This is a genomic window from Pseudoalteromonas rubra, from assembly GCF_004212645.1.
Taxonomy (GTDB): Bacteria; Pseudomonadota; Gammaproteobacteria; order Enterobacterales; family Alteromonadaceae; genus Pseudoalteromonas; species Pseudoalteromonas rubra_G.
On sequence record NZ_PPUZ01000039.1, the window covers coordinates 51,262 to 63,071 of the forward strand.

14 protein-coding genes are annotated in these 11,810 nt (G+C 48.5%); 1 reads left to right on the forward strand and 13 read right to left on the reverse strand.

The window, feature by feature from the left end:
• Positions 1–384: 384 nt before the first annotated feature.
• A complete protein-coding gene (locus tag C3B51_RS14450; RefSeq protein ID WP_130245491.1) occupies positions 385–888 on the reverse strand; it encodes a DUF4240 domain-containing protein in 504 nt (167 codons plus the stop codon).
• Positions 889–1,020: 132 nt separating this feature from the next.
• Entirely contained in the window at positions 1,021–1,230 is a 210-nt protein-coding gene (locus tag C3B51_RS14455; protein WP_010380108.1) for a cold-shock protein, read from the reverse strand.
• A 468-nt stretch (positions 1,231–1,698) separates the two neighbouring features.
• On the opposite strand from C3B51_RS14455, the gene C3B51_RS14460 reads away from it, so the two are divergent.
• Positions 1,699–2,373, forward strand: a complete 675-nt coding sequence (locus C3B51_RS14460; RefSeq protein WP_125717257.1) for a hypothetical protein — start codon at positions 1,699–1,701, stop codon at positions 2,371–2,373.
• Between the two features lie 22 nt (positions 2,374–2,395).
• On the opposite strand, the gene C3B51_RS14465 is transcribed toward C3B51_RS14460, so the two are convergent.
• The 11 genes from C3B51_RS14465 to C3B51_RS14515 form a co-directional block, all read right to left on the reverse strand.
• Positions 2,396–3,622, reverse strand: a complete 1,227-nt coding sequence (locus tag C3B51_RS14465; protein ID WP_130245492.1) for a GAF domain-containing sensor histidine kinase — start codon at positions 3,620–3,622, stop codon at positions 2,396–2,398.
• A gap of 78 nt (positions 3,623–3,700) precedes the next feature.
• On the reverse strand, positions 3,701–4,363 hold the full coding sequence (locus C3B51_RS14470; protein ID WP_206076637.1) for a hypothetical protein: 663 nt from the start codon (positions 4,361–4,363) through the stop codon (positions 3,701–3,703).
• Between the two features lie 46 nt (positions 4,364–4,409).
• Entirely contained in the window at positions 4,410–5,138 is a 729-nt protein-coding gene (locus tag C3B51_RS14475; protein ID WP_130245494.1) for an iron transporter, read from the reverse strand.
• On the reverse strand, positions 5,128–5,466 hold the full coding sequence (locus C3B51_RS14480) for a cupredoxin domain-containing protein (RefSeq protein ID WP_125717261.1): 339 nt from the start codon (positions 5,464–5,466) through the stop codon (positions 5,128–5,130). Before C3B51_RS14480 ends, C3B51_RS14475 begins: the two co-directional genes overlap by 11 nt.
• Positions 5,456–6,766, reverse strand: coding sequence for a sensor histidine kinase (locus tag C3B51_RS14485; RefSeq protein ID WP_130245579.1), 1,311 nt, complete (start codon positions 6,764–6,766; stop codon positions 5,456–5,458). Before C3B51_RS14485 ends, C3B51_RS14480 begins: the two co-directional genes overlap by 11 nt.
• 6 nt (positions 6,767–6,772) lie before the next feature.
• Positions 6,773–7,429: a response regulator gene (locus C3B51_RS14490; RefSeq protein ID WP_125717262.1), complete on the reverse strand. Its 657-nt coding sequence runs from the start codon at positions 7,427–7,429 to the stop codon at positions 6,773–6,775.
• Positions 7,426–8,079, reverse strand: coding sequence for a tetratricopeptide repeat protein (locus C3B51_RS14495; RefSeq protein ID WP_125717263.1), 654 nt, complete (start codon positions 8,077–8,079; stop codon positions 7,426–7,428). Before C3B51_RS14495 ends, C3B51_RS14490 begins: the two co-directional genes overlap by 4 nt.
• Positions 8,076–8,891: an SDR family oxidoreductase gene (locus C3B51_RS14500; RefSeq protein ID WP_130245495.1), complete on the reverse strand. Its 816-nt coding sequence runs from the start codon at positions 8,889–8,891 to the stop codon at positions 8,076–8,078. The genes C3B51_RS14495 and C3B51_RS14500 overlap by 4 nt, the downstream gene beginning before the upstream one ends.
• Positions 8,891–9,571, reverse strand: a complete 681-nt coding sequence (locus tag C3B51_RS14505; protein WP_130245496.1) for a TenA family transcriptional regulator — start codon at positions 9,569–9,571, stop codon at positions 8,891–8,893. The genes C3B51_RS14500 and C3B51_RS14505 overlap by 1 nt, the downstream gene beginning before the upstream one ends.
• Positions 9,568–11,058, reverse strand: a complete 1,491-nt coding sequence (locus C3B51_RS14510) for an AMP-binding protein (protein WP_165389163.1) — start codon at positions 11,056–11,058, stop codon at positions 9,568–9,570. Before C3B51_RS14510 ends, C3B51_RS14505 begins: the two co-directional genes overlap by 4 nt.
• Positions 11,051–11,725 (reverse strand): thermostable hemolysin, encoded by a 675-nt coding sequence (locus tag C3B51_RS14515; protein ID WP_130245498.1) that lies wholly within the window; start codon positions 11,723–11,725, stop codon positions 11,051–11,053. The genes C3B51_RS14510 and C3B51_RS14515 overlap by 8 nt, the downstream gene beginning before the upstream one ends.
• Positions 11,726–11,810: the final 85 nt, after the last annotated feature.

Here is an 11,810-nt window from a genome sequence, read left to right on the forward strand (position 1 = left end):
TATTCACTTCTGAACTCTCAACACTATCTGATGATGCAGACAAGCATAATACGAAAGAACCATGTGATACGGTACTTTTTGTATATAAATAAGATTATCTCTGATATTTAAATATTAGATATTAAGGAAATGGTAATTTATATAATATTTCAATAGGTTAAAAAGAGCCTGTATGATTTTTCTGAAAGTCTATTTGCTTTTTCTGCACGCTGGTACAAGCAAAGGCCTATGCGAGGTTGCAAAAAAGCGCATTTAGTCACGTGCGCTTTTAATCACAGCGACCGGCTTGCAGTTAATAATCCGCTTGTACCAGCGCTTTACACATCACATTCGACTGGCCCACAACTAAAAATACAGTGTCAGACCCTTTAAGGCCAAGGTAAATTACCCCTGCCAGTACTTAGCAAACAACTGTGGGTAAGTTTGCTTTAACACTTTGGGTTTATTTTTAAACTGTTTGCCCTGTGGCGCATAGTTCACTGTGTTGTGATAGGGCAGCTCCTGCTCCGTTTTTTGCTCGTAGAGCAGCCCGGCTGTCAGGTCCAGTTCGTCGCAATAAGGATAAGGCAGGCTGTCGCGCAGGGGCATATCTTCAATGCTTGCCAGGGTATCTGGCTGGGCCAGCACCTGCTCTACCACAGCTTCGCCTTGAGTCAGCAACCAGTTGCAGAAATCCAGAAAGTCATACTCACTATTACAGCCACAAGTAACATAAGCTGCGCCCCAAAGATCCCAGTGCCATAAACGTCTGAGTTGCTTGCTGTAGTGGCTGTCAAACTCGGCCAGTTCGTTATCAGGCAGTGCTTCTAGCCTGGTTTTTAATAGCGCCGCTTTATCTTTAGTTTGGTTGTCGATGGCAATGAGCTGCCAGAATTGAGTCAGGTCCATGGAATAAAACACATCAGGGGATAATGATGCGATCTTACCACAGCCAGCTAAATGAAAGGTATGTTGTGCCGGGTTACAGACACAAAAAAAGCAAGCCTTAGCTTGCTTTTTCTCTTAAGCAAAAACCGTCAATTATAGCTTAACGATTTCTTCTGCCTGAGGACCTTTCTGGCCTTGAGTCAGTTTAAACTCAACGCGCTCGCCTTCAGCTAGTGTGCGGAAGCCATCGCCTTTGATTGCACTGAAGTGTGCGAATACATCTGGGCCATTTTCCTGAGCGATGAAACCAAAACCTTTTGATTCGTTAAACCACTTTACGGTACCTGTTAAAGTATTAGACATAATAGTAAATCCTGAATATTAAAATGATGCCAATCCTTAAAAGCTAACCTCTGCCCTGATGCAAAGGATCCTTCTATACAAAAAACTGGCAAACCTATGCCCATGTGGGCGCATAGACCTAAATTTTGCCGGTGATAAAACTTCAGGACGGTACTACTACAAGCAAAAACTTATACAACAACGTAATGGAGATTTATAAACACTGACCCAAATTCTGTCTACGTTCATCTTATCGGGCTGCCCCTCTAAGTCAACTAATTTTTAATCATATTTGTTAATTCTTAATGACACTAACAAGTCGCTTTCAAGGCAGAGCTGGTAAGGGTGTACCTTTTTTAATTTGTCTATTTAGCAGGATTATGATCGAGGGCAAATTGTGGTTAATTTAACCGAATATAACACCTTTGGAGACTATGCTTTGCAACTAAACTGGGTATAATTCGGCGCAGATCCACTAAGGCGCTTTTTATGCTCAAAGATATTTTTCTGCGATTGACCCAGGTTGTTGTATTGTGCGCTATCAGTGCGCCGCTGAGTGCAGCCCCATTAACCATATCTTATCTGCAACATCCCAGCGTCCGCGATCAGGCCCTGCCATTAGTTCAGGCTGCGTACGCCCAGGCAGGCATTAAAGCGAACTTTATCGCGATGCCCGCGCACCGGGTGTTACACGAAATTACCGCAGAGCATACCGATGGCGACGTTATTCTGGCACAGGAGATATTTGCTCCCTTCAAGGATGTTATTTCTGTGGGTCCGGCGTTAACGGAGGTGGAGTTTGTGCTTTTGTGTGTGGCAAATGTGCCTTGCGATAACTCTGTGCTGGTAGCAACACCCAGTACCATAGTCGCGACCGATCAGTCCAAACGCGTGCTGCTCACTAAGTACCCGCAGGCGCAGCGAAACCACTTTTATCAGATCAACAATTTAGGCAAGTTACCTGAGCTGCTAAATGTAAACCGCTTTGATTATGCTATTTTTGTCGTCTCAACTCAGTGGCCGCTGCCCGACTCGCTCGCGCATTTGAATGTACATCACTTATTTAGCTCTAAAGCCTATCATGTGCTGCATAAAAAGCATGCATCAATGGCTGCACAACTGTCACTGTCTATTGCAACGGTCAAGGCACAAAAAGGGCTTTAACAAAGTATCGTAGGCTATCCGCTTACGGTTGCGCGATTGGCCCGGACACGGGAAAACGTAGTACTATACTCAAACCATTTTCATAGCGGCTAACATACACAGTGCCAGCTAAGTCATTCAGGGCAATGCGTTTAACATGTGCCAGACCTAGCCCCGACCCTGCAATTTGCTTTTTAGTTGAGTAAAAGGGTGCAAAAATATCTTCCGGATGTATTAGGTTTACACCTGCACCATTGTCACTCACTCTGAGTTTAAGCTCCTGATTTTTTACCTTAGCAGCAATTCTGATGGTCGGCTGCTCAACGCCCTCGAATGCGTGCTCAATGGCGTTGGTGATCAGGTGGTTAAGCGCTTCAATCAAACTGGCGGGTTTCAGGTGGAGTAAAACGTCTGCACTTGGATCAGTATCGATTTTAAGCGCTACCTTCTTCTGGGCTAAAGACGGCACCCATACCTCTGCCAGCGAATTAAAAACGTCTGAAATACGGCACACCGTTGAAACCCCGTTGTGACACTGCACAATAGACTGCTTAAGCCGGTCAATTTTGTCGTCCATCTGATAAAGATTGCGCGACAGCAGAGCTGCCGCCTGACCAATACAACCAGCCTGTTTACGAACCTCCTCCATACCCTCTGGTCCCTCATCCAGTGCACGCAAAAGCAGACTGGCCGACTCGACCAGCATAGAGGCAGAAGTTACACTCACACCCAGCGGCGTATTCAGTTCATGAGCCAGCCCCATGGTCATTAAAGTCTGCTCTTTGAATGCTTCTTTGTGGTCCTGCTCCTTTTGCTCAGCCAGCATTCTCAGTTGTAACTCAAACAAATGCTTTAGTGAGCTAAGCATGGCTCTGGTTTTGCCATCAAAGGTATTTTCTTTGTCATCCAGCACACACACAGTGCCAAACACAGAGTCGTCGACATTTTTAATAGGCAGGCCAAGGTAGGCAATCATGCCCAGTTTAATATCCGGATTATGATCCCAGACTGGGTCTTTGAGTGCATTAGGAACAAACAGCGCTTGTTGGGTTTTGATCACGGTTTCACAATACAGCCCTGACTGATCCCAGCATTCACTTTCGCCAATCTCGTAGGGGTTTTGACTGTTGAGGCTTTTATTAAACACACTCAGGTGGGCACCATTGAGTTTCATGATCAGGGCCACAGGCACCTCCAGTAACTCCGCCACCCGAGTGAGTAGTTCATTCCATTGTGTAACCAGTTCGTCTGATAAAGTGTTGGTGTTCACGTGCCAGCTCCTAACAAGCCCTCTATTAGCAACATACCTTGCAGGCCTGCTCTTTGAGTATAGCCTGAACGCACCAATTTAAAATTCAAACTCCAGAGCCAATCGCACGCTGTGATCTTTGCTTACCTGACTTAACTCAGTCACAAAGCCCACTTCCCATTTCAGTTGTTTCTGACCCTGAAACCGATGCAACCCTATCACCGCAGGGCCTACTCCCACAAAGTCTTCCCCTGTATACACTTCAAACGCGGGCTGAAAAGCACTCATCCAGCGATAACGATACTGGGCACGAAATTCAGACTCCCACTCGTTGCTGATCATTTTCCCCCATTCTCTGACGATAAAGGCGTTCAGCGTCAGGCTATTGCGGCCAAACTCTTTTTCGAATAACAGGCCAATCGTTGCTTCATAAGCAGACTCTTTGTGGCGTTTTTCATATTCAAATAACAAACCCCAGTCAGCCCAGTAGCGACCTTGTTCGACCAACTGCCAGCGTACCTCGGCTTCATAAGCTGCCATATCAAAGTTATCATCCTGGTCACGCTCACCAATGGCGTAGCCCTCAACAGTCATGGTTTCAGTAAGGCTCCATCCCAACCCCAGTCTCTGAGCCAGGATATTGCCTTGATCACTTTGTCTGGATAGTAATCGCCACTCGACCTCGCGCTCTAAAGGCAACACGTAGGGGTGGTAAACTTTATCAACCACCATGCCATCGGCCATCGCAACAGATGGCATCATCACTAGCCAGGCAAGGCACCCTGTCAAAACTGTATTCAAGACTAAGTTATGCCTCACGCCCGCGCCTCCAGTTGTCCGCAATCCAAAAAATTCCTGTACCCACTGCCAGCGCCAGAATAGACCATACGCTAGGCGTTGCTTCATAGCCGAACAAGACCTTCAGGATCCGACCGCCGACACTGTCCTCACTTACCCAGTTACGCAGATCAAACAGCGCGGGATATGCTGGCATAATGTCGATTTGTGCGGCCAAATCGCTGGCAAAAACCAGTTTGCTGGCACTGTGCAACGCGACAAACATACTTACTAAAGCCATCGCATTCCTCGTCGCCCAGAGCAGTGAAAAATAGAGCAATATGGCAAAGCTGGCACAAATACTAAGACCAAGACCGGCTCCCAAGGCCAGCGCAAATGCGCCATCAGCCTGCCAGTAGCCGCCAAAATAAGTAAAAAAGTTACTCAGATATAAGGTCAGTGCCGCCGCCAGGCTAAGCACCCGGGCCTTATCACTTCCCTGAATGTAATGACCTGATAAACCAGCAAACAGTGCCATCAGGAGCATTATCTGGACCAGCTCCAGCCCCCGGTAATCCCACCAGGCGGAGATATCCGCAGCCATTAGCAGTAGCGCAATACAGCCTAAAGCACCCAACGTAATGCCCAGCACAGCTTGTTTTGTGGTTAACACGGTTTTACCTGTTGCACATAGCAGTACGCATACAACTGCTACCGGTAAACACTGGTTAAGTGTGATCACAACCGAATTAAGGAGCATGTATTTCCTCCCTGGCAATCACCACACCTCGCGCCGTGTTGGGAGAAAACTCGCCAAAAAAACTGTACTCTCCGGGTTCAAGCGGGCCGATATAAATGACGCTTTTTCGCCCCGGGAATAACACCTTCTCGCGATTCAGATCGAAGCTATCAAACTCTTCTGCTGCAGGGTCTTGATTTTCAATCACCAAACGGATTTTTTGTCTTGCAGGAACGACTATCGACTGAGGACTAAACAAATGGTTTTTCAGCACTATGCTGCGCGTTTCCAGCGCTATCGCGGGTGCACAGGCCAGACATAAAGCCAACGCCAGACGATTACGACTCATCCTGCACTCCGTTGAATGCGACGCATACCCGTAACCCTCCCAACTCGGCGCGCGATAAGGTTAGTCTGGCAGCGTAAATGTCACAGATCTGCCGCGCTATCGCCATACCCAGTCCGGCCCCTTTTTCCCCACTGGGGTGGGAGTCGCCACCAACCCGATAAAATCGGTCAAACACACGTTCTATCTGAGTTTGTGTCATTCCCGGGCCTGAGTCTTGTATTTGCCACAAGACTTGTGTTGAATCACGCGTGATGTCAATACGGATCTCACCATGAGCAGGCGTATATTTTATGGCATTACTCAACAGGTTGCCCAGCAAGGTTGTAAGCGTAAACTGACATCCCAATACTGAAGAGGGCTCACAGTGCAGGCTTATCTGCTGGTCTTTGTCTGCAATCTTGCCGTACATTTCTGCCACCAGCTGCTGGGTCACCACCTCAATATCCAGCACTTCAAACTGCTTACGCCAAACTTGCGGCTCAGTTCGGGCCAGTATCAGCATTTGCTCTACAATGTGATTAAGTTGATCGGCACTTTGCTCTATGCCCTGAATACTGCTTTTAGAAGGACTGGATTTGAGGTTATGCAAGTGAATTTTTAGCGCAGCAATAGGGGTTTTTAATTCATGTGCCGCATCTGAGGCAAAATAACGCTCACGCAAATAAGCCGCTTCTACTTTGGCAAACAGCGCATTCATCATGGTAATCACGGGGGCAACTTCTTTATCCTGGCTGTGCGTTGTTAATGCCGTAAAATCGTCCGCCCGGCGTACTTTTAACTCAGCACTCAGCTGAGTCAGCGGGCGCAGTGCACGGTAGATATACCAGGCGATGAATGCCGCGAGCAAAGGCATGATGATTACCAAAGGCAGCATCGCCGATAACACCAGACTTTCAGCAAGAGCAAAGCGCTTACTGACTGGCTCTGCCACCAATACCAATCGGGTGTCTTGTTTGTCGGTGTAGGTGCGCAGCCGCATTGCTGCAATATTTTGCGTTTGCCAGCCAGGAGATAAATCCAGTGGTGCAACCGTATTACTGAGTCGCTTGCTGGCCGCGACCAACACACCATCTTGCCAAATCTGAAAGTACAAGTCATGAGTCGTAATAGTGTGTGTTAGCTGTGTTTTCATCAGCAACCCGGCCATTTCCCTGAGCTGTTCATCAAGCTGTTGCTCTGCCTTGGTCATGCTAGCCTGATACCCATTCAGCAAAGCCCAGAAAGTTGACAGTATCAGGCATGAAACCAGGATCAGCGTCAGTTTTCGATTAATTGAAACAGGGCGCAGGGCAGGATGCATCGTCAATCAATTACCTACTACATAGCCAATACCGCGCAGGGTTTTGATAAACCCATTCGGTAACTTTTTACGCAAGTGATGGATATGCACTTCAATGGCATTGGAACCTAGCTCTTCCCCCCAATGGTACAGCTTGTCTTCAAGCTGACTTTTAGACAAGACTCGCCCTTTGTTCTCCATCAGGGCCTTAAGCAACATATATTCTTTTCGTGGCAACTGTAACGTGTTTTGTTCAAATTCCACCTGGTGACTGGCGAGATCCAGAGTAACCGGTTCAACATTCAGGCGGCTGTCTTGCTGCTTACCAAAACGCCGTGCCACGACCCGCAAGCGGGCAAACAATTCAAGTGGTTCAAATGGTTTTGCCAGATAATCATCGGCGCCGTGATCCAATCCGATGATTTTATCATCCAATTCATCGCGTGCAGTCAGGATGAGTACACCAACCTGCGCTTTTTGCTGTTTAAGCGCTTTGAGCACAGTCAACCCATCACCATCGGGCAGCCCCAAATCCAACACCACTAACTCAGGGGGCATGGTTTCGATGGCTAGCAGTGCACTGGCACAAGTATCAGCATGCTCAACCGCATAGCCTTCCTTTTTTAATGACTGGATGAGACCCTGTGCAAGCAGGGCATCATCTTCTACTAATAATAATCTCATTTTTTACGTTTAAGCTTTTTCTCAATCCGAGCTAACAGCTCTGTGACTTCAGCCTGGCGATATTGATCCGCTTTTTCGCGGCCTGGACGCTTGGGTGCAGCTTGTGCCTGCTTTAAGTGTATCAGAGCCTTGCCGTATTCGCGCTCATCATATAGAAATTGCGCGTAAAAGTAATTAATATCAAGGCCCTCAGGGTTGATTGCCAGCGACTGCTCAAACAGAGTTCGTGCTTTCTTATCACTGCCAAAACCGATTGGCCAGCCCGGAACCTGACTATACAAGGTACCCAGACTGGTTAAAGCCGAGCCATTCAGTGCTTCTTTATCAATTTCAATTGCCCGTTCAAACTCGGCTTTAGCTTCCTTCGCCAGCCCTAATGCGCCCAGTCCGCCTTTCGCGCCCGCATAGCTGGACTTGATAATGCCATGCCAGATATGGCTCTGCGCACTGTCTGGGTAGCGTTCAACTACGCTCTGGCTGTCATTTATCAGAGCCTGAAAAGCTTTTTCCTGCGCATCGTCTTTCAGCTCATAATTTACTTTGGCCCAGGACTGTTGCAACGACGCAATGTCATCTTTCAATGCAGCCTGGCAAGTGGCACTAAATACAAGACCAACCGACAAACTCAATGCGATATATATTGATTTCATACTGAATCCTCCGAAGATGAAGAAAATTTTGCACACTGCGCGGCAAAATGAGCCCGAATAGTGGCACACTGCTTAATGATGCTACCATCCACTAGTTCGGGCAGCAGACCATTTAGTCTGGCGAAAAACTTTTCAGGGAAGCCAACCCCCTTACGTATGGCTTTGCTCTTTAGTAAGTCCATAAATTCATCGGCAACAACTTGAGGGCTATCCATTTGATTGCCCAGCTTCTGATTCAGCTGACGAATCGACTCATCATTGATGGCGGTGTCCGCAGCGCGCGGAGCAAGATATTTCACCGCCACTGTGCCACTGAACTCACGCGCTAACGCCTCGCTGAAACCTCGTAAACCAAACTTACTGGCACAATAAGCGCTTTGATATGGAAACCCGATGGCGCCGAGCGCGGAACCTATATTCACAACAGTGCCCCGATTAGATTCAAGCTGATTTAACAAGGCATGGGTAAGGCAGGCTGGTGACACCAGGTTCACTTGTAACATCTGAGTGAGTTCATCCTGCGCCATCTCTGCAAAGGCCACCATTCGATTAATCCCGGCATTATTGACCAGCAGACTGGCACCTCCCATCATCGCAGCCTGATGCGCGATCTGAGCAGGTGCTTTATCATCACTTAAATCCACTGCTATGGCCTGATGTTCAGGCCCAAACTGCGTGACCATGGTCTGTAGCACCGACCGATCCCGGGCTACTAAAAGTAAACGCCAACCATCCTGAAGCAATCGATGTGCAAACACTCGCCCAAGCCCTCCGGTAGCGCCTGTCAGCACCGCTAGTTTTTGCTTGCTCATTAGCTTGCCTCCCGAGTGAATGACCCCTGCTGCGTGTCCATCTCGTGAAATATGGCACCATAAAGACGATAAAAGCATCTGGCAGCATGAATGATGATCTGCTGCTCTTGTGGGTCTTCAATGCGATTCATTAACCCGGCAAAGAAGTCAATATGCTCCAGGTCGAGTGCTCCGTGTGATGTCAGATAGCTGAAGGCATTTTTAGGTAATCCCAGCTTAGTACGTATGGCCGTAGCCGCCTTGTCTGCCAGCACAATAGAAGTCCCTTCCAGCACATTCACCATGCCAAAGAAGCTCAAGGGAGAAACACGTTGAATGCTGTCATAGGCATAACTAACCATCATTTCGGTCTCAAAGCCGGGCTGACTGCGTCGCACTGCTTCTTTGTCGAACCCACATGCAGCAATATCATTGAGGATCCACTCCTGGTGTCCCAGCTCTTCTTCAATGTAATGCGCAATGGCTTCACGCAGCCATTCTTTTTCCTCGTTTAACTGGCTACCGCATGCCATCAATAGCGGCACGGTGTGCTTCACATGATGATAAGCCTGGGTTAAAAACCCAACATACTGCTCAATACAGATCTCCTCTTCAAAGACGGCTTTGAAAATTGGTGCACTTAAAAGGTATTCACGTTCAGTCTGGGTCGCGTCTTGTAATGCCTGATAGAAATTGTTCATATGCTTTTCTCCAATAATATCTGCGGCTGCAAAGCCTGCGCCTCTGTGCCAGTGCGGTAGAGCGCGTTTAATTCAGTTTGATAGTGGCGGGCAATGGCATCACGCCTGGGCCGACCGTTTGATGTCATTAACTCGGCTTCTGCCGACAAGGGTTGAGTCAGTCGATGCCAGGATGCAACTCTGGCGTAGTCCGGTAACAGGTCATTGGTCTGGGAGATCAGCTTCGTCAGCTGATTGTCACTGAGCTGCGAAGCGGCATAGATCAATGCAACCAGATGCGCCCTGGCATCACCAAAAACGACGACCTGTAATACACCTGTTTGCGCTAGCAGCATCGATTCGGGCCACTCTGGTGACACATTTCGCCCGTTACTCAGGATCAGCTGGTTTTTAAGCCGTCCATTAATGACCAAGCCACGACCGTCTTGCCTGGCTAAGTCTTCAGTCGCCAGCCAACTGTCGGCTCTGTGTTCAGGTCCGTTGAGGTAACCCAAAAAGAGTGGGCCTTTGAGATAAAGCTGTCCTTGTTCAATTTTGTACTCCAGATGCGGTAACACCTCTCCGACACCTGTGAGCTGTCCGTCTACATTGTTCAGCGCCACCACAGATCCGGCTTCCGACAGCCCATAGCCCTGAAAAACCGGCAGCCCGAACGCGATGGCCTGAGCGAGTAAATGGCTATCAACCCGGGCGCCACCGACAGCGATAAAGCGCAAACTCTTCGGAGCTTGCCACCCCTGCATGCAGGCATGTACTAGCAGCTGCAGTAATTCGGGGACCAGGATCAGCGTATTCGGCTCGAATTGACTGATACAGGCTAATAGTTTGTCGGGGGCCTGTAACTGACTCCCCAGATATCCCAGGCTCTTCAAAGAAGGCACAATGATCTGGCCATCACTCAGTAACGGGGCGTACACACCAGCGACATTTTCAAGCAGCACGGCCAGAGGTAACAAGCATAGGTGTCTGGGCTTTTCGAGGCTCAAACGCTGACCGAGACTTCGGGCCACCTGCATCATACTGGTTTGCGACAGGCAAACTCCTTTGGGTAACCCCGTGGAGCCCGATGTAAAAGTGATCTTACGCGTACCAGCAAAGTAGTGCGTCGCTTTACTATTTATTCGGTAAACATAGAGTGTGCACTCACATACGGTGATGGTTCTGAACGGTGTATCATTCCTAAGCTCCGTGTCGCTGAATAACCAGCTTGCGCCTGACTCACTCAATGCATGCTCACACTGAGCCGGGGTAAAAAACAAAGGTAAGGGCAGCGCAACTTTGTTGCACTGCGACAGTACCAGGTCAACGGAAATCCAGGCTGGCGAATTATCCATTTGAAAAGCAATACAGGCTCCGTCAAGCTCACTCACAAGCGCTGCCAGCGCATCGCATTGCTGTTGAAATGCGTGCTTGGTCCAGCGAGCCTGTTCGCTTGCTAAAACAACCTCGTGCAGCTTATGTGATATACGACTGAGAAGTTCACGCATAACGCAGTCCCTCCAGCAAGTATTCTGTCTCACTGCGATAGTCCTGTGCATAGCGTCTGAACAATGCCGTTGCGCGGATCAGCTGAGTCGCATCCAACAAGTCAACCACACAGACCTTAGGTTGTCGCTGGTAATAAGACCCGTAATCTGCGGCATCTTCAATATTATTAGCAGCGTCCGCGAGAATGTGGACCGGCACCTGCAGTAAAGACAACAGCGCCCTGACCTGGCTGGTTGCCGAAAAGGTCAGATATCGAATGCCGTAAGCGGTCAGTGCCTGCGTCACGATTACAAAATGCAATAAGCTGGCTTTGCGATGCGTCGATACCAGATTGCCCAGCTCAGCGATTTCAAAGCGCCCATACTGGTCTGATAGATGAGCGCCAGCTTGATGTGCCACGATAGCCTGCTCAATATTTTGTTGCAGGTATTGTTCAACAAACAGCTCGTGCTTGCCAGCCAGTCGCAATCCGAGGCAACACTGGCCGCACGTCAGCTTCAGCGCACTCAGTAACGGGTAAAAATGCTTGATCTCAGCATCAAATGCTCTGCGAAAGCCGCTGCGAATGTCTTCTTCCAGCATGGCGCGTAATTCAGAGTGATTATCTGCCCAACTCAACTGCCGGGGAGAAATCGCGGTTCCTTGTGTTTGAACTAGGGCGGTCATACGCTGCTCCGTATTGTTAACTTAGGTGCAGAGTAGAACTGGAATATTAAGACAACCTTAAGGTTTTAAAATGCGGCATTTTAGC